Genomic DNA, 25,424 nt, shown 5'->3' with positions numbered 1-25,424 from the left:
TTGCTGCCCTGCAGCGTAGCGGCGGACACCCTTGAAATCCCCGAAGCTGGACAGTTTAGATGGATTGCTCTAACAAAAAATCGCACGATCGTGCTTAAATTCGGTTCAAGATTCAAATTTCTCTTATAATCGAACGCACAATCAGCACTTGATCCGTCATTTTTATAATTTCCCAAAGGCATAGCTATGAAAGTCTTGGTACCCGTCAAACGCGTGGTCGACTATAACGTCAAAGTCCGCGTCAAGAGTGACGGCACTGGCGTCGATACCGCCAACGTCAAAATGTCGATGAACCCTTTCGATGAGATCGCGCTGGAAGAAGCGATGCGCCTGAAAGAAGCTGGCAAGGTCACTGAAGTGGTCGCCATCTCCTGCGGCGTGACGCAGTGCCAGGAAACCCTGCGCACGGCCATGGCCATCGGCGCCGACCGCGGCATCCTGGTGGAAACGACGACCGAACTGGAACCGCTGGCCGTGGCCAAGCTGGTGAAATCCCTGGCCGAGAAAGAGCAGCCGCAACTGATCATCCTGGGTAAGCAAGCCATCGATGACGACAGCAACCAGACCGGCCAGATGCTCGCTGCCCTGCTGGGTTGGCCGCAAGCCACGTTCGCTTCGAAAGTCGTGCTGGAAGACGGTAAAGTCACCGTTACCCGCGAAGTCGACGGCGGCCTGGAAACCCTGGCATTGACCTTGCCAGCAATCATCACCACCGACCTGCGCTTGAACGAGCCACGCTATGTGACCTTGCCGAACATCATGAAGGCGAAGAAAAAGCCGCTCGAGACCGTCAAGCCGGAAGACCTGGGCGTCGATGTTGCGCCACGCCTGAAGACCCTGAAAGTCGTCGAGCCAGCCAAGCGCTCGGCCGGCATCAAGGTCCCGGACGTCGCCACGCTGGTCGCCAAGCTGCGTACCGAAGCCAAAGTCATCTAAGCGGCCTCGCCGTTTATCCAGAACAATTACAGGACATATCATGGTCGCATTAGTTATTGCTGAACACGACAACGCTACCTTAAAGGGCAGCACCCACCACACCGTGACCGCGGCTGCCCAGTGCGGCGGCGACGTGCACGTACTGGTCGCAGGTTCGAACGCATCGGCCGCCGCCGCTGCCGCCGCGCAAATCGCCGGCGTGACGAAAGTCATCGTGGCCGACGCGCCATACTTTGCCGACGGCCTGGCCGAAAACGTGGCCGAGCAAGTGCTGGCCATCGCCGGCAACTACAGCCACATCCTGGCGCCAGCCACCGCCTACGGCAAGAACATCCTGCCGCGCGTGGCCGCCAAGCTGGACGTGGCGCAAATCTCGGAAATCACCAAGGTCGACTCGCCTGACACCTTCGAGCGCCCGATCTACGCCGGTAACGCCATTGCCACCGTGCAATCTGGCGACAAGATCAAGGTCATCACCGTGCGTACCACCGGTTTCGACGCCGCTGCCGCCACCGGCGGTTCGGCTGCCACGGAAACCGTCGCCGCCGTTGCCGACAATGGCAAATCGGCCTTCGTGGGCCGCGAACTGGCCAAGTCCGACCGTCCTGAACTGACCGCCGCGAAAATCATCGTGTCGGGCGGCCGTGGCATGGGTTCGGCCGAAAACTTCCACATCCTGGAGCCGCTGGCCGACAAGCTGGGCGCCGCCATGGGTGCGTCGCGCGCCGCCGTCGACGCCGGCTTCGTGCCGAACGACTGGCAAGTGGGCCAGACGGGCAAGATCGTCGCCCCATCGCTGTACATCGCCGTCGGCATCTCGGGCGCGATCCAGCATCTGGCCGGCATGAAAGACTCGAAAACCATCGTCGCCATCAACAAGGATCCGGAAGCGCCGATCTTTGCCGTGGCCGACTACGGCATCGTGGGCGATCTGTTCGAGATCGTGCCGCAACTGGTCAAAGAACTGGGTTAAGTCACACCCCTTCCGGTTTTGTTATTGACAAAGCCACGCCGGCCCGCCCCACACGGCGAGCCGCGCGTGGCTTTTTTCTTGGAGAAAAGAAGATGAGCTATCAAGCCCCGCTGAAAGACATGTTGTTCGTCATGAACGAACTGGCCGGCCTGGCCGAAATCCACACGCTACCTGGCTGCGAAGACGCGACGCCCGACACGGCCGAAGCCGTGCTGGAAGAGAACGCCAAGTTCTGCGGCGGCGTGGTGGCCCCCTTGAACGGTCCCAGCGACAAGGAGCCGAGCTTCTGGCACGACGGGCAAGTGACCACCTCGAAAGGCTTCAAGGAAGCCTTCAAGGCCTACGGCGAAGCGGGCTGGCAGGGCGTGCAGCATCCGACGGAATTTGGCGGCCAGGGCTTGCCCAAGCTGCTGGCCACGCCCTGTATCGAAATGCTCAACTCGGCCAGCATCTCGTTCGCCCTGGTGGCGTTATTGTCCGACGGCGCCATCGAAGCGCTGCTGACGGCCGGCAGCGACGAGCAAAAGGCGGTTTACCTGGAAAGCCTGGTGTCAGGCAAGTGGACGGGCACCATGAACCTGACGGAGCCGCAAGCCGGTTCCGACCTGGCGGCCGTGCGCACGCGCGCCGTGCCGCAGGGCGATGGCACCTATAAAGTGTTCGGCACGAAGATTTTCATCACGTACGGCGAACACGACATGGCGGAAAACATCGTCCACCTGGTGCTGGCCCGCACGCCGGACGCGCCCGCCGGCGTAAAAGGGATTTCCCTGTTCATCGTGCCGAAATTCCTCGTCAATGCCGATGGCAGCCTGGGCGCGCGCAACGACGCGCACTGCGTCTCCATCGAGCACAAGCTGGGCATCAAGGCCAGCCCGACGGCGGTGCTGCAGTTCGGCGACCACGGCGGCGCCATCGGTACGCTGGTGGGCGAGGAAAACCGCGGTCTCGAATACATGTTCATCATGATGAACGCGGCCCGCTTCGGCGTCGGCTTGCAAGGCATCGGCCTGGCCGAGCGCGCCTACCAGCAGGCCGTGGCGTTCGCCAAGGACCGCGTGCAGTCGCGCGACCTGGCGGGCTCGCCAGGCCCGGTCTCCATCATCCACCATCCGGACGTGCGCCGCATGCTGATGTCGATGCGCTCGCAAACGGAGGCGGCGCGCGCGCTGGCTTACGTGGGCGCGGCCATCAGCGACGTGGCGCACCACCATCCGGACGCGGACGTGCGCGCGGAAAGCCTGGCGACATATGAATACCTGGTGCCCGTGATCAAGGGCTGGGCCACGGAAATGTCGCAGGACGTCACGCGCGACGGCGTGCAAGTGCACGGCGGCATGGGCTTTATTGAAGAAACGGGCGCCGCCCAGCATTACCGCGACGCCAAAATCTTGACCATCTACGAAGGCACGACGGCCATTCAGGCGAACGACCTCGTGGGCCGCAAGACGGTGCGCGACGGCGGCGCCGTGGCGAAAGCCATCATCGCCCAGGTGCGCGCCACGGAAGCCCAGCTGGGCGAACTGACTGGCGCCGACTTCCAGGCCATGCAGCGCCACCTGGCCGAAGGCAGCGCCGCGCTCGAGGCGGTAGTTGAGTATGTGGTGGCGAACATGAAGACGGACATCAAGGCCGTGTTCGCGGGCAGCGTGCCGTATCTGAAGCTGGCCGGCATCGTGCTGGGCGGCTGGCAAATGGCGCGCGCGGCCGTGGTGGCGCAGCAAAGGCTGGGAGAAGGCAGCGGCGACGCTTCGTTCTACAAGGCAAAAATCGCCACGGCGCGCTTCTTTGCCGACCACATCCTGTCGCAAGCGCCAGGCTTGCGCGCCACCATCATCGACGGCAGCGCCGGCGTGATGGCGCTGTCGGAAGAGCAGTTTTAAGTTGAAACTTGGCCAGCCGAAGCTGGCTGAATGCAAAAAAGCGCTGGAGAGTGATCTCCAGCGCTTTTTTTAACCCCAAACGTAAGTGCCGGGGTCAGACCCGCCGGGTCTGACCCCAGATTTACTCTGCGTTCTTAACGGCGGGCAATGCCGTTGCCGGAATTACGCACCAGGTCGCCAGCAGCCAGCCCTGGATCCTGGTCAAACGCGAAGTCAGCCTTGGCGCCCGTTTCGTATTGCACGGTGACGGTCCACACCTTGCTGTTTTTCATGTGGCCTTCGACTTGTTTGCCCGCGAAAGCGCCGCCTGCGGCGCCGGCCAGGGTGGCCAGATCCTTGCCGCGTCCGCCGCCGACCTGGCGACCCAGCAGGGCGCCGGCCACGCCGCCGCCGATCATGCCCAGGGCGCCGCCTTCACCGGCCTTTTCAGCGACGTTGACTGCCAGCACCTTGCCGCAATCGGCGCAGATCTGGTGTTGCGGCTGCTTGGAAGGCTGGCTGGCGTAGGAATTACCGGCTTTTTGCGCGGCCTTGGCGTTGATGATGGCCTGGTCGTATTCGCCCTTGGCGTCGCGCAGGCATTGCATGCGCGCTTTCGAGCTGCTTTCTTCTGCACACAGTTTCTTGTCGTCCGCATAGCGGGTGCTGGCCTGCTTCGTGTCGTAGGCGTATTGCGCCTTCGGCGACAGGTTTTGCGCGAAGGCGGAAGTGCTGAACAGGGCCGTGATGGCGACTGCGAGGATGAGTGGGCGACGAATCATGATCTTCTCCTAGGGGGTGTTAAATGTGCCAGTAATGTCGGCATTGTGAATGCAGTATAGAGGAAAATCATGATTGCTTACCAACACTTACATGTGGGCGAGTCGAGCTGGTTTCCGAATGGAAATTAACCGTAGGCGCCGCCTGTGTACAGCAAGTCGAACAGGCGTGCCATGGTGGCGATCAGCACGCCCGCGCCTAGCATCAAGGTAGCGACCAGCACGACGGCCAGGGGCCAGCCCGTGTCCGACGGGCGACCGGAGGCGGCGTTGTAGCGCGCATCCCATTTGTCGTCCGGCATCAGGCCCAGCACCAGCGCTTGCAGGAAGCCGCCCAGGGCGGACAGGGTCAGCGGCAATATCTGATAAAACCAGTCCGCGTCGGGAAACAGCTGGCGCAGCAGCAAGGAGGCGGGCAGGGCGGCCAGGTGCAGCCATCCCCAGCGGTCCTTGGCGCCATGCAGGTAGAAGCGGTGGGCGCCCAGCATGCCCAGCAGGAAGGCCAGCAGTGCCGTGAAGGCCTTGTTCTTGTGCGACTGTTGCAAAATGGTAGCGGTGGTCATGGGACTCCAGAGTTGCTCATCGGTAAAGATTGCCAGTATCGGTCATCGTCTCGCACAACGATAGCACTTTCCTGTGGCGTTTATGTAATGATTTCGCCTGATGTCAAGCCATGGCAGGCACGATAGACGCACGCGCCTATTGCGTCTTCGGTCATGACTGGTCATAATGTTTGATTAGCCCAAATTACACGCCCGTCATCATAACGCTTGCTGCCTGGCGGTAAAGCGCGCTATAATTTGCGGCTTTTTCCGCCTCAGCACACTTTTTGGAAATATTATGGTCGTTATTCGTTTAGCTCGTGGAGGCGCCAAGAAGCGCCCGTTCTTCAACATCGTCGCTACTGATTCGCGCAATCGCCGCGATGGTCGCTTCATTGAGCGTATCGGTTTTTACAACCCGATGGCGCAAGGTGGCGAAGTTCCACTGCGTATCACCGCAGACCGTCTGGCCTACTGGCAAGGCGTTGGCGCACAATTGTCGCCAACCGTTGCTCGCCTGGTAGCCAGCAACAACAAAGCAGCAGCTTAATTAGATCACTGGTTTGACGGTCAAGACTGCATCCGGGGTGAAAGTCCCCGATGACCTGGTACAGGTAGGCTATGTCTCCGGTGCTTATGGCATTGCTGGCGGAGTCAGGATCACTCCTTTCTCCGACGACGCGGATGCATTATTAAGCGTCAAAACCTGGTGGTTTGATAAACCGACCTTGCATGATGTTCAAGTCAGGCAAGCGAAGTTACACGGCGGCGACGTCGTGGCCCAGCTGGTGGGTGTGGTCGGGCGGGATGCCGCAGAAGCGCTGAAAGGCGTCTCTGTGCAAATTCCGCGTAGCCATTTCCCGACGCTGACGGCCGATGAATTTTATTGGTCCGATCTGATCGGACTGACAGTCGAGAATTTGCAAGGCGAGTGCCTCGGCACAGTGCACGACATGATGAGCAATGGTCCGCAGTCGATCTTGCGCGTTACGCCCGTCGCCACTGCCGATGAGACCGTTGAAAAGGCGCCTGAGCGCCTGATCCCGTTTGTTGGTCAGTTTGTCATTAACGTTGACAAGGCTGCCAGCAAGATCACGGTCGACTGGGGCCTCGATTATTAAACCGCCTGCGCTTAACAATGCGCCGGGCAAACGTTGCAGGATGGTGAGCGATGCAATTTGATGTCGTGACCCTGTTCCCGGAAATGTTTGCCGCGCTGACGCAGTCGGGTGTGACCCGGCGCGCCTTCGAGCAGGGGAAATGTGGCTTGTCGCTGTGGAATCCCCGGGATTTCACCACCGACAATCACCGTACCGTGGATGACCGCCCGTATGGCGGCGGCCCCGGCATGGTGATGATGGCCCGTCCCCTCGAAGTGACAATCAATGCCGCGAAGCAACGCCAGACCGAATTGGGACTGGCGGCGCCCCGCGTGGTGTTCATGTCGCCGCAAGGCCGTCCACTGACGCACGAGCGCGTTACGCAGCTGAAAGCCGAACCTGGTTTGGTGATCCTGTGTGGCCGCTACGAAGCCGTGGACCAGCGTTTGCTGGACCGTTGCGTCGACGAGGAAATCAGCGTCGGCGACTTCGTGTTGTCGGGCGGTGAATTGCCTGCCATGGCGCTGATGGATGCGGTGATCCGCTTGTTGCCGGGTGTCTTGAACACCGAGGCATCGGCCATCGAGGACAGTTTCGTCAATGGCTTGCTCGATTCGCCGCACTACACGCGGCCGGAAACATACGAAGGCATGGCCGTACCGCCCGTCTTGATGGGTGGCAATCATGCCGAGATCGTCAAGTGGCGCCGCCAGCGCATGCTGGAAGCGACCGCGACGAAGCGGCCTGACCTGCTGGTCAGTGCACGCGCCGCCGGCTTGCTCAGCAAGACTGACGAAAAATTCTTGGCCAGCCTGTAAGCCGTCTCCGGACGGCGGGCAGGGTGGCCAGTAGTGCCGGGCATGTTGCCCATATTGTGTTACCCATCCTCTACCGGGCGGATACTTGCTATCCACAGTGCGCCGGCATGATGGTTTTCGGAGTTATAAAATGGACTTGATTCAACAATTAGAGCAAGAAGAGATCGCCCGTCTGGGTAAATCGATTCCTGACTTCGCACCAGGCGATACCGTTATCGTCAGCGTCAACGTAGTCGAAGGTACGCGCAAGCGCGCCCAGGCTTACGAAGGCGTCGTTATCTCCCGTCGTAACCGTGGCCTGAACTCGAACTTCATCGTTCGCAAGATCTCGTCCGGCGAAGGCGTTGAGCGTACGTTCCAACTGTACTCGCCGCTGATCGCTTCGATCGAAGTGAAACGCCGTGGTGACGTTCGCCGCGCCAAGCTGTACTATCTGCGTGAGCGTTCGGGTAAATCGGCGCGTATCAAAGAAAAATTGCCAAATCGCCGCGTTGTGGCGAAAGCAAGCGCGTAATATCAGCGTCTGCGTTGGGAAAAGGGGTACCGTATTGGTGCCCCTTTTTTTATTCTGAATTGCTGTTGAGGCAAGCTGCCATGGCCACTATCGCATTTGATCCAAAACAACTTGCCATCGATTCGATCGCCGGCGAAGCGGCGCTGGACGCCGTGCGCCTGACGCCGGACTGGCTGCGCCAGCGCCTGGCCGAACAGCCTGACTGGCAGCCCGAGATGACCCAGGATTTTCTGTCCGCCCGCGCCGTGCCCGTGCGCGCCGCCGTGCTCATTCCGCTGGTGCAGCGCCCGCAGGGCTTGACCATCTTGCTGACCATGCGCACGGATCACCTGAGCAGCCATGCGGGCCAGGTCAGCTTTCCCGGCGGGCGCAGCGAAGCCTTCGATGCGTCGCCCGTCGCCACGGCCTTGCGCGAAACGGAAGAAGAAGTGGGCTTGTCGCGCGAGCACATCGAGGTGCTGGGCTGCCTGCCCGATTACCTGACGGGCACTGGCTACCAGGTCACGCCCGTGGTGGGCCTGGTGACGCCGCCGTTCGAGCTGCGCGCCGACCCGTCCGAAGTGGCGGAAATCTTCGAAGTGCCGCTGGCCTTCCTCATGGATGGCCTCAACCATCAGCGCCTGTCGGTGGAATTGCCCGGTGGACGGCGCTCGTTCTACGCGATGCCGTATGAGCGCTTCTATATTTGGGGCGCCACCGCCGGCATGCTGCGCAATCTGTTTCACCTCTTGCGCGCGTAAAATGATGCCGCGCACGTAATAAGTTTGATTCCAGCACGGCACTGCGCTATCGTAGCGGGCATTGCGGTATTGCTGAAAAAGACAAAAAGGACGTTTGATGACATTTCTCTCCATACTTTGCGCATTGCTGATCGAGCAGCTCAAACCTTTGCGCGCGGACAATCCGATCTACGCCGAAATCAAGAGCCTGGCAATGCGCATGGAGACCTGGTTCAATGCCGGCCACGCCAACCATGGCCGCATGGGCTGGTTCCTCATGATCGGCGCGTTGATGGTGCCGACGGCAGGCGTGTACTGGCTCTTGCGGTATTACCAGCTGACCCCCCTGGCCTTCGTCTGGAACGTCCTCATCGTCTACCTGACCCTGGGCTTTCGTCACTACAGCCATTATTTCACCTCGATCCAGCTGGCCCTGAGCGCCGGCGACGAAGCGTCCGCGCGCACTTTGCTGGGCGAGTGGACCAAACTCGACACGGTAGGCATGGAAGCGAGCGAAATCGCCCGCATCGCCGTGGAAAAAGCCCTGATCACGACGCACCGCAATGTGTTTGGCGTGTTCTTCTGGTTCCTGATGCCGGTGGGTCCTGCCTGCGCCGTGATGTACCGCGTGGCCGAATACCTGGCGCGCGCCTGGAACGAGCCTGAGCACATGCGCAATGAAGCGTTCGGCCAGTTCGCCGCGCGCGCCTTTTACTGGATCGACTGGATCCCCGTGCGCCTGACGGCCGTGGCGTTTGCCGTGGTCGGCAATTTCGAGGATGCCATCTATGCCTGGCGCAATTTCGCCCAGCGCTGGCAGGACGAGGCCATCGGCATCATCCTGACGGCCGGCGGCGGCGCCATGGGCGTACGCCTGGGCACGCCAGCGGAAACGGCGGCCCGCGTGCTCGTCACGCCGGACATGGCCGTCGATGACAGCGACAGCGAAAGCGATATCCTGCCAGGCGAAGAGCCGGGCGCACGCGCCTTGCAGAGCACGGTGGGCCTGGTCTGGCGCGCCTTGCTGCTGTGGATGCTGCTGCTGTTGTTGATGTCGGGCGCCGTTTTCCTCGGCTGACGCGGGCGCACACGCGCCATCCATGCGCCTTGCGCGTGGAACAAGGTTAAAATAGGGGCTGGCGCGTTACGCGTGCCGGCCCCTGTTTGCATCGTCAGGGCAGATCGAGGTAGAACCCAAGTCTTCTATAAGATATAATACTGGCTTACCGCAGCAAACGTAGTTGACTACCAGCCCGGCTTACCCGCCGGGGCCATTCACGCAATCCAGTCCCGACAAGCCACATGGCCGAGTTATCTCAAAAAACAGGGGAACTCTCAGACGAGTTCTTCATCCTTGGTCTCACCAGCAATGGCAAGCAATTCCGACCCAGCGATTGGGCCGAGCGCCTTTGTGGAGTGATGTCCTGTTTCAATCCCGAAGGTGGCGGGCGCAATGCGCACCTCCAGTATTCGCCCTACGTGCGCCCGACCGTCGTCAATGGCGTCAAGTCGGTGGTGGTCAACACGAAGTTGCGCGAGATCGAGCCGATGGCGTTTCACTTCGTGCGCGAATTTGCCAAGGATAACGACCTGCAAATCGTCGAAGCCTGCTTCCTGCCGCCTCCCGAAGAAAAGTAAGACTCGTTTCATTGATGTGCCTCAAACCCGCCACGGCGGGCTGGCGTAGCGTGGACACTCTGTCTCAAACGGAGTGGCGACATGCGCATCGGCGACATCTGTACCCTGCACACCATCCATTGCCAGCGTGACACCAGCGTGCAAGACGCGGCGCTGCTGATGCGCCAGCATCACGTGGGCGACCTGATCGTGGCCGAACAGCCGAACGGCGAGCGCGTCCCCATCGGCATCCTCACCGACCGCGATATCGTCATTTCCGTCATCGCCCTGGGCCTCGACCCCGCCAGCCTGCTGGTGGGCGACATCATGAGCGCGCAGCTGCTCACGGCCAGCGAAGACGAAGACGTCTACGACATCATCGAACGCATGCGCGTCAACGGCATCCGGCGCCTGCCCGTGGTCAACAGCCTGGGCGCGCTTTCCGGCGTCGTCAGCATCGACGACCTGCTGGCCTTCCTGGCCCAGGAGATGGCCGAGCTGGCGCGTATCAGCAGCGGCCAGCTGGTGTACGAAAAGCGCACTAGAAAGTAAGCCGGTATTGCGCAATTCCGGTCAAGTCACACCTGCCTGAAAATGCTACAGTCGCTGCTCGTTCAACGGAAAGCGTCCATGCACACTCTGGCCAAGGCACTCTGGTATATCGAATCGCATTATGCGCAAAATATTTCGCTCGGCGACATCGCCCACGTGGGCGGCGCCTCGCCGTGCCACCTGACGCGCGCGTTTGGCCTGGCCACGGGCCACTCCGTGATGCGCTATGTGCGGGCGCGCCGGCTCAGCGAGGCGGCCCGCGCGCTGGCGCAGGGCGCGCAAGACATCCTCGCCGTCGCCCTGCAGGCCGGCTACAGTTCCCATGAGGCATTTACACGGGCCTTCCGTGACCAGTTCCAGATCACGCCGGAAAAGGTGCGGGCCCAGCGCCACGTCGCCAACCTCGCGCTGGTGGACGCCATCAAAATGGATGTGGCGCCTGGCGTGGCCCTGGACGCGCCGCGTTTCGAGCAGGGTCCCGCCTTGCTGCTGGCCGGCCTCGTCGAACGTTATCGCGCCGAAACGGCTGCCGGCATCCCCGCCCTGTGGCAGCGCTTCCTGCCCCATGCGGCGCGTGGCCAGCTGGTGTATGGCGTGTGCTGCAACAATGACGAGGCGGGCAATTTCGATTACCTGTGCGCCATGCCTGTGAGCGACTTTTCCCAGGCCCCCGAGGGCTGGATACGGCTGCGCATCGCGCCGCGGCGCTATGCCGTGTTTCATCACCGCGGCCACATTTCCACCATCCGCGCCACCTGGCATACGGTGTGGAACGAGTGGCTGCCCCAGTCCGGCCTGGACGTGGCCGACGCGCCCGATTTTGAACGCTACGACCAGCAGTTCGACCCCGCCAGCGGCATCGGCGGCGTGGAAATCTGGCTCCCCTTGAAAGCATGAGCATGCTCAATACCTTGTCCAATACCGTGTCTGCGCCGGCCCTGTTTGCCGGCGGCACCGCGCTGCGCCAGCGCCTGTTGCAAATCGCCGCCGCGCTGGTGGTGGGCTTGCCTTTGTACTGGGTGCTGGGACCGCAGCCGCTGGGCCCGCTGGCCTGGTGCGCGCCACTGCCCGTGCTGTGGCTGGCCCTGCGCTCGTCGCGCCGCGATGCGGCCTGGATGACGTTCCTGGCCGCCGTGCTCGGCTTGTCGTCGAACCTTGCCTATTTCCGCCTGCTGATGCCCTTGCCGGCCGTGCTGGCCGCGATCGCCGTCAAGGCACTGCTGTGGCTGCTGGTGGTGCTGGCCACGCGGCGCCTCGTGCTGCGCTACAGGGCAAGCTGGACGGTGCTGGCGTATCCCGTGCTGTGGGTCGCCGTCGATACCTTGATGGCGGCCTTGCTGCCGGACGGTAACTGGGGCAGCCTCGCGTATTCGCAAGCCGATAATATTGCCGTGTTGCAGGCGGCGGCCCTGGCGGGCGTGCCTGGCCTGCTGTTCTTGCTGTGCCTGGCGCCGTCCGCGCTGGCCTTGCTGCTGGCCGGTGGCCGCGCGCATGCGCCAGCGGCGGGCGCGGCCGTGCTGCTGCTGGCGGCCGCATGGGCCGGTGGCGCCTGGCGCGTGCACGGCGCCCCTGCGCCGGCCGGCCCGCTGGCGGGGCTGGTGGCCATCGATGACTTTATCGGCCCGGCCACGCCGCCGGCGCGCGCGCAAGCCATCTGGGACCAGTACGCGCGCCACGTCGAAGCGCTGGCCGGGCAGGGCGCCACGCTGGTGCTGTTGCCGGAAAAGATCGCCGTGCTGGACCCCGTGCAGGCGGACGCCGTGCGGCAGCGTTTCCAGGCGCTGGCGCGCGGCACGGGCGCGTGGATCACCGTGGGGATCGGTGTGCAGGACGCCGCCGGCCGGCGCAACCTGGCCTGGCTGTTCGCGCCCGATGGTGCCGCGCCCGTCAGCTATCAGAAACAGCATCTGGCGCCGCCCGAACGCGAGTTTCTTGCTGGCAGCGCGTATGCCGTGCAGCCGGTGGCGGGGCAGGCCATGGGCTTGGCCATCTGCAAGGACATGCATTTTGCCTCCCTGGGGCAGGCGTATGGCGCAGCCGGGGCACAGGCGATGCTGGTGCCGGCCTGGGATTTTCAGCTGGACGCCTGGATGGGCGCGCGCATGACGGTCGTGCGCGGCGTGGAAAACGGTTACGCCGTGCTGCGCGCGGCGCGCGAGGGCGTGCTGACGGTCAGCGATGCGTATGGCCGCGTGCTGGCGGAACGGGCCAGCAGTGCCATGCCGGGCAGCACCTTGCTGGCGCCGCTGCCGGCGCAGCCGTCTATTGCCACTTGGGCTGGATGGCTGGGGCCGCTATTCGGCTGGTTGTGCGTGGCGCTAAGCGTGATCCTGCTGTGCATGGGCCGCCCCGCCGCGCCCGCTGCCTGACGCATAAGGCCCTGTTTTGTTGCGATGCGCAAAACCGTATTGCACGGCCTTATTTTATATTCCGCGCAGGCAGCCACATAATCGACGCCGATGATTGCACCATAGCCGTGCATATATTCGGCGCGATACTGGCATATATATTGCACCGCAATAAGTGGTGTTATCTGGTATTGAGAAATTCGGGCATCCGGTATTAATTGGTACTTAATTCCGCCACGAAGTCATACATATCGCCGCGGAAGTAGGAGCGGCAAAATTCCACGGCGCGGCCATCGCGCAAAAAGCCCAGCCTTTCCACCGACAAGCCCGCGTCGCCTTCCTCCGCCTGCAACAGGCTGGCCTGTTCCCCCGTCAACAAAAGCGCGCTGAGCCGCTGCAAGGCGCGCACGGGCCGGTTGCCGGCCTGTTCCAGCGCGTCATACATCGATACGTCGACTGCGTCGAGCGCCGGCAGGCAACTGGCGACGATGGTCGCGTACTCCAGGCACATCGGTATCTCGTCCGCATAGCGGATGCGGTGAAAACGGTACACGGGCGCACCCGGCGACAGCCGCAGGCGCAAGGCTTCTTCCGGCGTGACGGTGCCCTCCGCGCGCTTGAGCCACACGCTGCGCGGCGTGCGTCCGCGCGCCCGCATGTCCTCGGAAAACGAGGTCAGCTTGGCGAAGTTTTTCTCGATGCGCGTATTGATGAAATTGCCCGAGCCGGGGCGCCGCACCAGCAAGCCCTCGTTGACGAGGCCATCGATGGCCTTGCGCACGGTGATGCGCGAGACGGACAGGTCGCTGGCCAGCTGGCGCTCGGCCGGCAGGGCTTCCTCGGGGCCGAGGATGCGCTTGTCGATCGCTTCGCGCAGCGCGCGCTGCAGTTGCTGGTACAGGGGCAGGCTACTCGTCTGCCCCAGGCCTTGCATGATGTGAGCCAGGGTGGTCATACGCTGAGGGTCTCCGTTACGGCGCGTTGCAGACGCGCTCTGTATCTGTTTTGTGTCGCTGGATAATACCAAAAAAGGCCGTTATAAAACCAATTTGAATTATCAGGCCAGCAATTTGTGCCTGGCTTCGCAGGCATTTAGCCTGCTCATACGGGCTACGGATTGATTTGGATAAAGTGGTCTGTGTGATTCAAGCAACGTTATAAAAAAAAAGTTGCAACTGGTAGTGTTCTGGTATTGGATAGTAGTATATTGGCGTTGAATTGGTTTTGTAAGTGGTTGTGCCGAAGGGTCTGCAGCATGCCGGCGAGAGTGGGCGGGCTGGAAAGAAGACCTACATTAAAAATGAAAAGGTTCCAATCCTGGAGCCTAAATCAAGGGGGAGTACATGAAACGCAATTTGACAGCTAGCGGTGTAACGCGCCTGACGCCTATCGCGGCAGCCGTGGGGTTGATGGTACTGGGTGCGAGTTTTGCCGCCCAGGCGCAGGAAGCAGTGCAGCCGGATTCAAGTGTTGTGGTGGTAACCGGCGTGCGCGCCGCAATGGCCCAGTCGCTGAATCAAAAGCGTAATTCCGACTCCCTGGTCGAAGTCGTCACGGCCGAAGACGTGGGCAAGATGCCGGACAAGAGCGTTGCCGATTCGCTGCAGCGCATCCCTGGCGTGTCCGTCGCCACGGCAGGCGGCACCGAAGGCGGCTTTGGCGACAATGACCGCGTCAGCCTGAAAGGCACGCCGTCGAACCTGACCTTGACCACCCTGAACGGCCACACCGTGTCGAGCGGCGACTGGTATATCGCCAACATCACGGGCGGTGGCCGCAGCGTCAGCTACTCCATGTTCCCGTCCGAGCTGATCGGCCGCGTCACCGTACACAAAAGCTCGCAAGCAGACCTGATCGAAGGCGGCGCCGCCGGCAATGTCAATATCGAAACCCGCAAGCCCTTGAGCTTCAAGAAGAATCTGACCCTGATGGGCTCGATTGAAGGCGCTTACACGGAATCGGCCAAGAAAACCGATGCGCAAGTCAGCGGCTTGATCAACTGGAAAAACGACACCAACGACCTGGGTATTCTGTTGCAAGTGTTTAACGAGAAACGCACCTTGCGCCGCCAGGGCCAGGAATTCCTGTGGTGGGAAAAGCTTAATGACACGAATGCAAAAGCCTGGATTGCCGCCAATCCCGAAGTCGCAGGCAAGACTTTGTCGTTCCTGACCGGTTCCTCGCTGTTTGAGCAAAAGCGCCAGCGCAAGGGCGGCTCGCTGGACATCGAATACAAGGTATCGAACGACCTGAGCTTCAACGTCAACGGCTTCTACACCCGCCTCGATGCGGACAACGTCAATACCAACTTCATGCATGCGCCGTTTCAAGTCCTGGGCGTGCCCGGCGCCGTCCCGTCGTCGTACACGCTCAAGGGCAACACGATTACGTCGATCGCCTTCCCGTCGAAGTGCCCGGTCGCCGATTGCTCGGAAATGGGCGCCTCGGTGCAGGACATCATTGCCCGTCCAGGTTCCTACAGCGATTCGAAATTTGTCGACTTTAACTTCAAGTACCGCGCCAACGCCAACCTGAAGTTTACTGGCCAGGTCGGTACCACGCGCGGCACGGGCCACGCCCGCGACTACGCGTATGAAGCCTGGCTGGCTTATTCGGGCAGCAGTCTGACCGTGCATGGCATCGATGCGCCGGCCAATGTCGTCATCGACAATGCCGCGACCTTGAATCCACGCACCGGCGCCCCGTTCTTCACCGGTTGGGCAACGGACACCACCACGCGTGACAAGGAAAACTATGGCCAGGTCGATGGTGCCTACAGCACCGTATGGGATGCCGTGCCGACCATCCGTTTTGGCCTGCGCACCGCCAAGCATGACCGTTCCCTGACCGCACTCGAAGGCACCTATGCGCCGGGCGCCGGCCTGCTGGAGAATGCGCCGAAAGGCTTGACGCGTTTCCCGACCAGTCCCCTGGCCAACGTGCTGCAAAATCCCTGGACCTTCAGCGGTTCCTCGATGAAGGAGTGGGGCGACAAGTACGTGACGTACGACAGGCATGCTTACCAAGGCGAATTCCAGATGACGGAAAAAGCCAATGCCGCCTACGTCATGGGTGACCTGAACTTTGCCAACGTGCAAGGTAACTTCGGTGTGCGTTATGTCAAGACCGAGATCGACGTGGCCAATGCATCGCCGAACACCGTGTGGAAACCGACCCTCAGCTCGAACACCTATAATAACTTCCTGCCGAGCGTGAACTTGCGCACGGACCTGGCGAAGGATGTCGTGTTGCGCGGCGCGGCCAGCCGCACCATGGCGCGTCCTGACTTTGGCGCCCTGGGTGCCTTGAGCCTGAACGATTTGACGATGTCCGGTTCCGGCGGCAATCCGAACCTGAAGCCGATCTTGTCGAACAACGTCGATGCGGGCGTGGAATGGTACTTCATGCCGAAGTCGCTGATCGCCGTGAACCTGTATCAGATGAAACTGGCTTCGTATGTCACCTACGGTTCGTCGGTGGCGCAGTTCTACAACACGACTCTCGGCCGCGTAACCGACTACAGCATGAGCGCCGCCGTCAATACCAAGGCGCGCGTGCGTGGCGTGGAACTGCAGTACACCCAGGACCTGAGCAATGGTTTCGGCTTCAGCGCCAACTACACCTATGCTGACGGCAAGGAAACGCAAGCGGCGCCAAAATCGGCGTGCGCCGATGAAGGCAACTGCGATATGGTCGGCACGTCGAAGAACTCGTACAACCTGTCGGGCTTCTTTGAAAATGCCAAATGGAGCGCGCGCCTGAACTACAGCTTCCGTTCCGCCTTCCTGAACGGCCTGGATCGCAAGAGCGCCATTTACCAGGATGACGTCGCCACCGTTTCGGCTTCCGTCAACTACAACATCAACGAGTTCCTGACCCTGTCGCTGGAAGGCAAGGACTTGAACAATCCGCTGTTGAAGTCGTATGCGTCGACCAAAGACCAGCCGCGCGCGTTCTACAAGAATGGCCGCCAGGTATTCTTTGGCCTGCGTGGCAAGATGTAAGACGTTTTACTTGGTTAATGCCTCCCGGCGGACACCCGGGATGGCATGACAATGGCGGAGCGCAGCTGGCTCCGCCATTTTTTTATTGCAAGATGGATTTTTTATAGGGTGGGATACCTCCGATGACATTACACGCAATGCTGGCTTGCTTCGCCTGCGCACTGCCACTGGCCGCCGCCTCCGCCAGTCCTTCCGCTCCTGCCGCGCCGGTTTTCGCGCCGGAAGTGGTGGCGTATTATCCCGGCTGGAAATCGGCCGATTTTCCCGTTAACGAGCACAATATTCGCGCTGGTAATGTCAGCCTGATCCAGTACGCGTTCGCCGACATCTGCTGGGATGGCGAACATGGCAATCCCGCACCCGAGGGCGGCGGCGTGAGTGCCTGCCTGGATGCCCAAGGCCAGCCGTCCCGGCCGGCCAATGGCAGCATCGTGCTGCCGGCACCGCAAGCCGATGCCGACAACTTGCGCAAGCTCAATGCGCTCAAGCAAAGTCATCCGCGCCTGCGCGTCCTGCTGTCGGTGGGCGGCTGGATCTGGTCGAACCGCTTTTCGGACGTGGCCGCCACGCCGGCCGCACGCCAGGCGTTCATCGCTTCCTCGCTGGAGCTGGTACGCCGGCATGGCCTCGATGGCGTCGATATCGACTGGGAACATCCGGCCACGGGGGGGATTCCCTGTATCGAAGGCAAGCTCTGCCATCGCGCCGACGACAAGGAAAACTATGTGCGCCTCGCTAGCGAACTGCGCAGCGCCTTCGAGCAGGCCGGCAAGCAGGATGCGGGCCGTCATTACCTGATCACCATCGCCGCCGGTGCGCATGCCAGCCTGAGCGACGACAGCGACGCTTCGCCCGGCTGGATCGTCCGCCTGGCGGCGCAGCTGGACTGGATCAACCTGATGACGTATGACTACCGCGGCGTGTGGGATGCCGAGAGTGGCCAGCTGGCGCCCCTGCATGCCGACCCCGCCGACCCGCAGCGCGACAAGCAGCTGTATGCGGACGCCACCGTGACGCGCTTCCTGCGCGCCGGCGTGCCTGCCGCCAAACTGGTGCTGGGCGTGCCCTTCTATGGCTATGGCTGGAAGCAGTGCGCCGCCGGTCCCCGCGGCGATGGCTTGTACCAGCCTTGCCAGGGCGCCGCCAGCGGCAACGACGCTACGCCGACATTTACTTACCGATATCTGCAGGAGCAAGGCTACCTGGCCGAGGGCAAGGGCGCGCGAGGCTTCCAGCGCCATTGGAATGCCGCGTCGCAAGTGCCGTATCTGTACAACCGCGACAGCGGCGTGTTCATCAGCTATGAAGATGCGCAATCGGTGGCGCATAAAGTGCGCTATATCCGTGACAAGGGCTTGCGTGGTGGCATGTTCTGGGAATTGAGCGGCGATGCGCAGCATGTGCTGGGTACGGCCATGGCGCCCATCCTGAAGGGGGCGCAGCCATGAACCAGCGCTACCTCGCCCTCGACGTCCTGCGCGGCCTCACCGTCGCCCTGATGATCGTCGTCAATACGCCGGGCGACTGGGGCAGCGTGTATGCGCCGTTCCTGCATGCCGAATGGCATGGCTTTACCCTGACGGACCTGGTCTTTCCCAGCTTTTTGTTTGTCGTCGGCAATGCGCTGGCGTTTGCGTTGGGGAAATATGAACACCTGGGCCATGGCGCCGTGCTGGCCAAGCTGTGCAAGCGCAGCGCGCTGATCTTTTTACTGGGCTTCCTGCTGTACTGGTTCCCCTTCTTCAAGCTCGACGATGCGGGCCAGTTCGCCTGGTCGCCGCTGTCGCACACGCGCATCCCCGGCGTGCTGCAGCGCATCGCCGTGTGCTACCTGGCCGCCGCCCTGATCCTGCATTACTGGAAGACGCGCGGCGCGCTGGTGTTCAGCGCCTGCGCCTTGCTCGGCTACTGGGCCATCCTGGCGACCTGGGGCGATTACAGCCTGTACGGCAACGCGCCCGCCAAGCTCGATTTGATCCTGCTGGGCGACAGCCATTTGTACCACGGCGACGGCATCGCCTTCGACCCGGAAGGTGTTCTCGGTACCTTGCCGGCTATCGTCAATGTGATTGCCGGCTATCTGGCGGGCAGTTTCCTGCGCCAGGCGGCGCCGGCGCAGTTGCGTTCGAGCCTGTATCAGCTGGTCGTGGCCGGCGTCATCTGCGTGGCGGTGGCCCTGTGCTGGAATGAAGTGTTTCCGATCAACAAGAAGCTGTGGACCAGCTCTTACGTGATGCTGGGTATCGGCCTGGACTTGCTGCTGCTGGTGCTGCTGATGTTCATCATCGACGTGCACAAGGTCACGGGCTGGACCTACTTCTTTGAAGTCTTCGGCAAGAACACCCTGTTCATTTACCTGGTGTCGGAAGTGCTGGTGATCATCGCGTTTACCGTGCGCATCGGTGGCGGCAATCTGTACCAGTGGCTGTACACGCACTGGTTTACGGGCTGGGCGCCGGCGCGCGTGGGCTCCTTGCTGTTTGCCGTCAGCTTCATGCTGCTGTGCTGGCTGATTGCCTACGGCATGGACAAGCGCAAGATATATATCAAGGTCTAGAACTTCAGCTTCAGGCCGTAACGCGTGGCCAGGGCAGTGAAGAGCAACATCAGGGCGGTGACGGCGGCGGCATTCCACAGGCCGGCCGCGCCGCCCGTTTCCAGATACGGCCACCAGAAGCGCGGCAGGTGCAGCACGGCCGCCAGTTGCTGCCACAGGTCGGGCACGATGTAGGCGAACAGGGCATTTGTTCCGGCAGGCAACAGCACCACTGCCCACGCGCGCCAGCGCCACACGTCGATGACGACATAAAACACGAGGAACAGGGCCAGGATGAGGGCGCTGCAGACGAGCGTGTAGGATTCCGTTGCCGCGATCTTGTTGATGTGGTGATACGGCCGCAGCAGCAGGCCGGCAGCGAACAGTCCCAGCGCGAACCACGCCATGAAACGGATGCGCTGCCCATGGCTCAGCGCGGCACCGCGCAGGAACAGCTGGCCCACCAGGGTGCCGGCCAGCACATTGGCCGCCGTCGAACCGAGCACTTGCGGCACGTTGACCAAGCCGTTGATGCCAGCCGGCAGGAAATCGAGGCTGCCCGCCGTGCCGCCCATGTACAGCGCGATCAGCAGGGCAAATACGCCCATCAGCGCCGTGCCGTTGCCCTGGCACGCCAGGTACAGCAGGCTGCACAGCAGATACGCCCAGCCGATCATGCCGAGGATGCCCCACCATGACGGTTGCAGCCAGGTGCTGGAAAATTCCGCATTCAATTCGCCGCGGAACGTCGCCAGCAGGAACAGCATCAGGATGCCGCCTGCGGCCAGTTCCAGCTTGCCCGCGCCCTGGCGCCACAGCAGGATCATGGCCATATAAAACAACAGGAAATAGACGGCGTGCGGCAGCAGCGCCGCCTGCGCATCGTAGCGGTAGGCATTCGCCAGTACGACGCCGGCCAGCATCAGGCTGGCGGAGCGCCACAGCAGGCGCCCCAGCAAGGCTGGCGTGACGTGGCCGCAATGGCGCTGCAAGGCCAGCGGAATGGCCATGCCGACCATGAACAGAAAGCCGGGAAAGACCAGGTCGGGCACGGTGATGCCGTCGGCGCGCGGCCCCGCATGTTCGAGCCACCAGGCAATGCCGGGCATGCCGGCCAGGTAGTTGACCCAGATCATGGTGACGATCACGAAGCCGCGAAAGGCGTCCAGGCTGGTCAATCGTTCGGCGGCGGTGGTGGTGGCGACAGTGGCTGGCGGCATGGAAGGGGGAAAAAAGGTCGAAAAAAAAGCAGCCCCGGCCTGAGCCGGGAACCGCCTTGCGTGTGCTGCCGGGAGCGGGAATTACTGCGCTGCTGCTGCCGGTGCCGCCGCTGCCGTGGCAGGACGGTTCAGCCACAGGATCCAGTAGCGGGCCAGATCGCCCACGCCGTCGCCGCCCTTGACCGTTTCCAGCACCTTGATGGCGTCGTCTTTCTTGCCGGCCATGGCGTAGGAATAGCCGAGGCGCAGCTTGGCGTCTTCAACGCGCTTCAGGCCGCCCTTGGCGATGCCTTTCTGGATCAGGTCGATACCTTTGTCGAACTGGTCCATCGTCACGAAGGCGTAGCCCAGGTTGATCAAGCCCGTGCCATCCTTGCTCTTCATGGCCGAGGCTTCGCCGCTGGCGATGTTTTTCGCATCGTCGGCGGCAGCCTTGCTGGCCTGGTCGCGCAGTTTCTTGTGCTTGGCGGCATTCGCGCCCGTGCCCAGCACGCCTTTGGCAAAGCCGGCGTCGAGGACTTTTTTCGCTTCCGTAGGGAAGGCGTTCTGCAAGGCGATTTCAGCCATGTCGCTGTAGTCCTGTGGCGGCATGGTGCCGACGGCCTGGAATTGCAGGCGCAGCACGTCCAGCGCGAAGCGGTCGGAATAGCCGGCCTTGCCTTGCAAGCGGCCCAGCAGGTCGCTCCAGTAGTCATCCGACGGGTAGTAGCGCACCAGGTTTTCCATGGCGATCAGGTAGGTGGCTGGATCCTTGCTTTTCGAACCCGTGTTGGCCAGCAATTGCAGTTCTTCGATGCTCGGCGTCTTGCCCGCTTGCTGCTTGGCCGTTACGTCGGCCATCAGTTCCTGCTTGGCGCGCGCGAAATCGTTGCTGAAGTAATAGGCGCGGATGATGTAGGGACGCACGGTGGCCACGTCGCCCGTTGCTGTCTGGTAACGGGTGAACCATTTGATGGCGTTCGGGTAATCCTTGGCGTTGTAGTGGTAGTTCGCCAGTGCCTGGATGAAGTCGCCTTCCGATTTCTTGTCCAGCTTGCCCGATTCGATCACCGCTTCCAGCGCCGTCATGGCCATCGGCGCATTGTTGGTGGTCGAGGCCAGCGCCACGCGCAGGCGGTTCAGCACGAACGTTTCATATGGTGTCAGGGCCGGAATGGCGGCAGCCTGGTCGATGCGGCTTTGCACGTCGGCGTAGTTCTTGGCATCCATCGATGCCTTCACGACGGTCGGATCGAGCAGCTTGAACACTTCAGGGCGCACGGAGTCGGCCGGTGCGGCAGCGGCGGCGGCTGGCTTGGCATCCTGCGCGTGCGACAGGGATGGCAGGACATTGAGGCCGATGGCGGCCAGGAGCAGACTAAGACGGGCAAGACGGAATTGGGACATGGGTTATCCTTCAATCAATAACAAAAATACGCACCTGCACTGGCAGCCGCAACATCGTGCAGTGGCTTTGCCAGAGGGGCAAGGAAGCTCGAAAAAACATCATTCTGCCAGTCTGCCTGCACAAGTCAAACAGAAGCGGCATGATACAAAACGGCTATTGTCACATAAACGGCTGAGCGGGTGCGGCAAACGTGCGCGCCAGGGCTTGCCCTTTTGCATCGAACAGCAGGCAGCGCTGCGGCGGCAGATGCAGGCGCATGGCGTCGCCCGCCTGGCGCATGCCTTCCTCGGCCGGCAGCTTAACGGCCAGCATTTCGGCCAGCATCTCGTTCACGCCTGGCATGCTGGCGTACACGATGGCCACGTCGCCCAGGTATTCGACATGGCTGACGGCCGCGTCGACCACGTTGTCGCCTGCATCGTTCGCGTGCCGCAGGCTGACATGTTCGGCGCGCACGCCCAGGGTCAGCTGGTCGCCCGGCGCCACGGTTTCGCCCTGCGCTTCGACGTCGATGACGGCGCCGCCGGGCAGGCGCACGGCCACCGAGCCGGGGCCGCTGGCGACGGCCTCGCAAGCGACGAAGTTCATCTTCGGCGCGCCGAGGAAGCCGGCCACGAACAGGTTGCCGGGGTTGTTGTACAACTCGTGCGGACTGCCCACTTGCTCGATGCGCCCGCCGTTGAAGACGACGATGCGCTCGCCCAGGGTCATCGCCTCGACCTGGTCGTGCGTGACGTAGATCATGGTGGTTTTCAGCTCCTGGTGCAGGCGCGAAATCTCCACGCGCATCTGCACGCGCAAGGAAGCATCGAGGTTCGACAGCGGCTCGTCGAACAGGAAGACCTTGGGCTTGCGCACGATGGCGCGGCCGATGGCCACGCGCTGGCGCTGGCCGCCCGACAGATCCTTCGGCTTGCGTTTCAACAGTGGCGTGATCTGCAGGATGTCGGCCGCGCGCTCGACGGCGGCGCGCACCTCGGCCTTCTTGTGCCCGGCCAGACTCAGGGCGAAGGCCATGTTCTCGTACACCGTCATATGCGGGTACAGGGCGTAGCTCTGGAAAACCATGGCAAGACCCCGCTCGGCCGGCGCGACGTCGTTGGCCAGCTGGCCGTCGATATGCAGCTCGCCATCCGTGATGTCTTCCAGCCCCGCGATCATGCGCAGCAGGGTCGATTTGCCGCAGCCGGACGGTCCCACGAAGACGACGAATTCGCCGTCGCGGATATCGAGGTCGATGCCGTGGATGACCGGGTGCTTGTCGTCGTACAGCTTGACGATATTTTTTAATGCGATGTGTGCCATGGACTGTGCGATTCCTAGCTTGCGCTGGCCGGCGCGGACGTGGCGCCGGCGTCAGATGGGTCGGAGGACTCCTTCGGGCCGATGCGCATGAAGCGCGACAGGATCAATACGGGCACGGCCGACACCAGCACCCACAGGAAAAACGTCTTGTAGCCGAGCGCCGTCTGGATGTCGCCGCTGATCATCTTGAACAGCACGGAACCGAGCTGCATCACGCCGGTGGCGAACGCATAGTGGGCCGTCTGGTATTTGCCGACGGAGACCACCTGCATCATGAACAGGATCAGGCCGACGAAGCCGAAGCCATAGCCGAACATCTCCACGCTGAGCGCGGCCGTGATCAGGGTCAGGTCGGTCGGCATGCTGTGGCTCAGGTAATAGAACACCAGGTTCGGCAAGTTCATGGCCAGGATCAGGAAGAACATGGCGCGTTTCAGGCCCAGCCAGGAAGTGAAGTAGCCGCCGCCGATGCTGCCCAGCAGGAATGCCACGGTGCCGGCCGTGCCGTACACGGCGCCTACTTCCGTCGTCGACAGGCCCAGGCCGCCCAGTTCGCGCGCTTCGCGCAGGAACAGCGGGCCGATGGTCTGCACTTGCGCTTCGCCGGCGCGGAACAGGATGATGAAGGCGATCATGCCCCAGATGCCAGGCTTTTTCAGGAAGTCCACCAGCACGTCCCACAGGGTGCGGCTGATGCCTGCCACGCTCTTGTCGGCCACGGCCGCGTTGCGCACCTGCGGCAGGGCCCACAGGTGGTAGGCGGCCAGCGACAGCATCATGGCGCCGATGATCAGGAAGATCACCGACCATGCCGGCTTGATGCCGATTTTTTTCTCCAGGTAGCCGGCCAGGATGACCAGGCCGCCCAGCGAGATGAACTTGCCCGCATTGAAGAAGGCGCCTTGCCAGCCCGCGTAGGCCGCCTGCTGCTTGTCCGACAGGCTGGCGATATACAGGCCGTCGCAGACGATGTCGTGCGTCGACGAGGCCAGCGCGGCGACGAACAGCACGGCGATGCAGGCGGCGAACCACAGCGGCGTTTGCAGGGCCAGCGCGATCAGGCCCAGGCTCAGGCCGCCAAGGAACTGGAACAGCACCACCATGGTCTTCTTGCTCGATGCCAGTTCCATGAAGGGGCTCCACAGCGACTTGAAGACCCAGGCAAAGCCGATCAGGCCCGTCCAGCGGGCGATCTGGTCGTTCGGCACTCCCAGGCTCTTGAACATCAGGCCGGCCACCAGGGCCACGGCGTAGAACGGCAAGCCCTGGGCGAAGTACAAGGTGGGCACCCAGGAAATCGGGCTGCGTACTTTTTTGCTGATGCTGATGCGCTGGTCGTGCATGGAGGCTTCCTTATCGAGAGACGTTTTCATTTGACTGCGCCGTCCATGCCGCGCATGAAGAAGCGTTGGGTAAACAGGAAGGCGAGCAGGGTCGGCACGATGGTGATCAGGGTGCCGGCCGCAATCACGCGCGTGCTGCTGCCGAAGGTGCCGCGCAAGTACAGCACGCCGACAGAAAGCGGGAATTCATCGGGCTTGCTCATGACGATGGAAGGCCAGATGTATTCATTCCACGATTCGACTGCCGTCAGGATGCCGACGGTAGCCAGCCATGGCGTGATCAAAGGCAGCATGATGCGGCTGAAGATGACCCACTCTGACGCGCCATCGACACGCGCCGCGTCGATCAGGTCTTGCGGCACTTCCTCGAACGCCTGCTTGAGCAGCAAGATGGCCACGGCCGTCACCACGTTGGGCAGGATCACGCCCGTGTAGGTGTCGACCAGGCTCATTTGCGTGATGGTGATGAAGTTGACGAGGAAGTTGACCTCGGACGGCAGCACCAAGGTGGCCAGGATCAGGCCAAATACCAGTTTGCGGCCGCGGAACTTCAGGCGCGCCAGCGGATACGCGGCCAGTGAGCACAGCAGCAGTTTCCAGAACACGGTAAACACGGCGATCAGCACCGAGTTCCTGAAGAACGACCAGATCGGGATCGCATTGAACACTTCGATGAAGTTGGCCAAGGACGGCGCCTTTGGCCAGAAGGTGGGCGGAAAAGCAAAGATATTGCCTTCCGTGGAAATGGCCGTCACCAGTGTCCACCAGAACGGGAAGACGCAGACGACGGCGATCGCGCACAGCACGGCATAGTGGCCCAGGATGTGCAGGCGTGTTTTCAGGGGGCGGGAGCGTTTTTTCATGGTCAG

Annotated in this window: 24 protein-coding genes; 16 read left to right on the top strand and 8 right to left on the bottom strand. The window is 62.0% G+C overall.

Features of this window, described 5'->3' with window-relative positions; translation table 11 throughout:
* Nucleotides 1–186: 186 nt before the first annotated feature.
* The 3 genes from KO539_RS19035 to KO539_RS19025 all read left to right on the top strand — a co-directional run bounded on the left by KO539_RS19035 (nt 187) and on the right by KO539_RS19025 (nt 3,792).
* Entirely contained in the window at nt 187–936 is a 750-nt protein-coding gene (locus KO539_RS19035; protein WP_034759884.1) for an electron transfer flavoprotein subunit beta/FixA family protein, read from the top strand.
* Nucleotides 937–976: 40 nt separating this feature from the next.
* Complete coding sequence (locus KO539_RS19030; protein WP_034781780.1) at nt 977–1,909, top strand: electron transfer flavoprotein subunit alpha/FixB family protein; 933 nt, start codon at nt 977–979, stop codon at nt 1,907–1,909.
* Between the two features lie 92 nt (nt 1,910–2,001).
* Nucleotides 2,002–3,792 (top strand): acyl-CoA dehydrogenase, encoded by a 1,791-nt coding sequence (locus KO539_RS19025; RefSeq protein ID WP_219310936.1) that lies wholly within the window; start codon nt 2,002–2,004, stop codon nt 3,790–3,792.
* 134 nt (nt 3,793–3,926) lie between these two features.
* Here the strand turns inward: KO539_RS19025 and KO539_RS19020 are convergent, their stop codons facing one another.
* Both KO539_RS19020 and KO539_RS19015 read right to left on the bottom strand, forming a co-directional pair.
* Nucleotides 3,927–4,553 carry a glycine zipper 2TM domain-containing protein gene (locus KO539_RS19020; protein WP_035825403.1) on the bottom strand — a complete coding sequence of 209 codons (627 nt, stop codon included), beginning with the start codon at nt 4,551–4,553 and terminating at the stop codon, nt 3,927–3,929.
* 125 nt (nt 4,554–4,678) lie between these two features.
* Complete coding sequence (locus KO539_RS19015; RefSeq protein WP_219310935.1) at nt 4,679–5,113, bottom strand: NINE protein; 435 nt, start codon at nt 5,111–5,113, stop codon at nt 4,679–4,681.
* Nucleotides 5,114–5,390: 277 nt separating this feature from the next.
* Here KO539_RS19015 and rpsP point away from each other — a divergent pair, with 277 nt between their 5' ends.
* The 10 genes from rpsP to KO539_RS18965 all read left to right on the top strand — a co-directional run bounded on the left by rpsP (nt 5,391) and on the right by KO539_RS18965 (nt 12,781).
* A complete protein-coding gene (gene rpsP, locus KO539_RS19010; RefSeq protein ID WP_010395524.1) occupies nt 5,391–5,642 on the top strand; it encodes a 30S ribosomal protein S16 in 252 nt (83 codons plus the stop codon).
* Nucleotides 5,643–5,655: 13 nt separating this feature from the next.
* Nucleotides 5,656–6,213, top strand: a complete 558-nt coding sequence (rimM, locus tag KO539_RS19005) for a ribosome maturation factor RimM (protein ID WP_034759867.1) — start codon at nt 5,656–5,658, stop codon at nt 6,211–6,213.
* Between the two features lie 50 nt (nt 6,214–6,263).
* Nucleotides 6,264–7,010: a tRNA (guanosine(37)-N1)-methyltransferase TrmD gene (gene trmD / locus KO539_RS19000; RefSeq protein WP_219310934.1), complete on the top strand. Its 747-nt coding sequence runs from the start codon at nt 6,264–6,266 to the stop codon at nt 7,008–7,010.
* 130 nt (nt 7,011–7,140) lie between these two features.
* A complete protein-coding gene (gene rplS, locus KO539_RS18995; protein ID WP_035825414.1) occupies nt 7,141–7,524 on the top strand; it encodes a 50S ribosomal protein L19 in 384 nt (127 codons plus the stop codon).
* An 80-nt stretch (nt 7,525–7,604) separates the two neighbouring features.
* Entirely contained in the window at nt 7,605–8,264 is a 660-nt protein-coding gene (locus tag KO539_RS18990) for a CoA pyrophosphatase (protein WP_219310933.1), read from the top strand.
* 97 nt (nt 8,265–8,361) lie between these two features.
* Nucleotides 8,362–9,321, top strand: coding sequence for a CobD/CbiB family protein (locus KO539_RS18985; protein WP_035825418.1), 960 nt, complete (start codon nt 8,362–8,364; stop codon nt 9,319–9,321).
* A 224-nt stretch (nt 9,322–9,545) separates the two neighbouring features.
* Entirely contained in the window at nt 9,546–9,881 is a 336-nt protein-coding gene (locus tag KO539_RS18980) for a DUF3579 domain-containing protein (protein ID WP_029496213.1), read from the top strand.
* Nucleotides 9,882–9,962: 81 nt separating this feature from the next.
* The gene (locus KO539_RS18975; protein ID WP_035825422.1) at nt 9,963–10,412 is read left to right on the top strand and encodes a CBS domain-containing protein; all 450 of its coding nucleotides are present in this window, start codon (nt 9,963–9,965) and stop codon (nt 10,410–10,412) included.
* Between the two features lie 78 nt (nt 10,413–10,490).
* Complete coding sequence (locus tag KO539_RS18970; RefSeq protein ID WP_219310932.1) at nt 10,491–11,309, top strand: AraC family transcriptional regulator; 819 nt, start codon at nt 10,491–10,493, stop codon at nt 11,307–11,309.
* Entirely contained in the window at nt 11,306–12,781 is a 1,476-nt protein-coding gene (locus KO539_RS18965) for a nitrilase-related carbon-nitrogen hydrolase (protein WP_219310931.1), read from the top strand. Before KO539_RS18970 ends, KO539_RS18965 begins: the two co-directional genes overlap by 4 nt.
* Nucleotides 12,782–12,974: 193 nt before the next feature.
* Here KO539_RS18965 and KO539_RS18960 read toward each other — a convergent pair whose 3' ends face one another.
* On the bottom strand, nt 12,975–13,715 hold the full coding sequence (locus KO539_RS18960) for a GntR family transcriptional regulator (RefSeq protein WP_035825427.1): 741 nt from the start codon (nt 13,713–13,715) through the stop codon (nt 12,975–12,977).
* Between the two features lie 388 nt (nt 13,716–14,103).
* Between KO539_RS18960 and KO539_RS18955 the strand changes: the two genes are divergently transcribed.
* The 3 genes from KO539_RS18955 (at nt 14,104) to KO539_RS18945 (ending at nt 19,321) form a co-directional block, all read left to right on the top strand.
* On the top strand, nt 14,104–16,764 hold the full coding sequence (locus tag KO539_RS18955) for a TonB-dependent receptor (RefSeq protein WP_081922706.1): 2,661 nt from the start codon (nt 14,104–14,106) through the stop codon (nt 16,762–16,764).
* Between the two features lie 122 nt (nt 16,765–16,886).
* Nucleotides 16,887–18,212 carry a glycoside hydrolase family 18 protein gene (locus KO539_RS18950; protein WP_219310930.1) on the top strand — a complete coding sequence of 442 codons (1,326 nt, stop codon included), beginning with the start codon at nt 16,887–16,889 and terminating at the stop codon, nt 18,210–18,212.
* Nucleotides 18,209–19,321, top strand: coding sequence for an acyltransferase family protein (locus tag KO539_RS18945; protein WP_219310929.1), 1,113 nt, complete (start codon nt 18,209–18,211; stop codon nt 19,319–19,321). The genes KO539_RS18950 and KO539_RS18945 overlap by 4 nt, the downstream gene beginning before the upstream one ends.
* Here the strand turns inward: KO539_RS18945 and KO539_RS18940 are convergent.
* From KO539_RS18940 to KO539_RS18920, 5 genes are all read right to left on the bottom strand, one after another.
* The gene (locus tag KO539_RS18940) at nt 19,318–20,520 is read right to left on the bottom strand and encodes a DUF5009 domain-containing protein (RefSeq protein ID WP_219310928.1); all 1,203 of its coding nucleotides are present in this window, start codon (nt 20,518–20,520) and stop codon (nt 19,318–19,320) included. The two genes, KO539_RS18945 and KO539_RS18940, sit on opposite strands and share 4 nt — an antisense overlap.
* Before the next feature lie 81 nt (nt 20,521–20,601).
* A complete protein-coding gene (locus KO539_RS18935; protein WP_219310927.1) occupies nt 20,602–21,906 on the bottom strand; it encodes a lipopolysaccharide assembly protein LapB in 1,305 nt (434 codons plus the stop codon).
* A gap of 160 nt (nt 21,907–22,066) precedes the next feature.
* A complete protein-coding gene (locus KO539_RS18930; protein WP_219310926.1) occupies nt 22,067–23,212 on the bottom strand; it encodes an ABC transporter ATP-binding protein in 1,146 nt (381 codons plus the stop codon).
* A gap of 14 nt (nt 23,213–23,226) precedes the next feature.
* Nucleotides 23,227–24,555: an MFS transporter gene (locus KO539_RS18925; RefSeq protein WP_219310925.1), complete on the bottom strand. Its 1,329-nt coding sequence runs from the start codon at nt 24,553–24,555 to the stop codon at nt 23,227–23,229.
* 26 nt (nt 24,556–24,581) lie between these two features.
* Nucleotides 24,582–25,418, bottom strand: a complete 837-nt coding sequence (locus KO539_RS18920; protein WP_219310924.1) for a carbohydrate ABC transporter permease — start codon at nt 25,416–25,418, stop codon at nt 24,582–24,584.
* Between the last annotated feature and the right edge of the window lie 6 nt (nt 25,419–25,424).

This window comes from Janthinobacterium sp. NKUCC06_STL (genome assembly GCF_019345455.1).
Taxonomy (GTDB): domain Bacteria; phylum Pseudomonadota; class Gammaproteobacteria; order Burkholderiales; family Burkholderiaceae_D; genus Janthinobacterium; species Janthinobacterium rivuli.
Note: the sequence above shows the minus strand (reverse complement) of the source record. Positions and strands in the feature narration are given on the sequence as shown.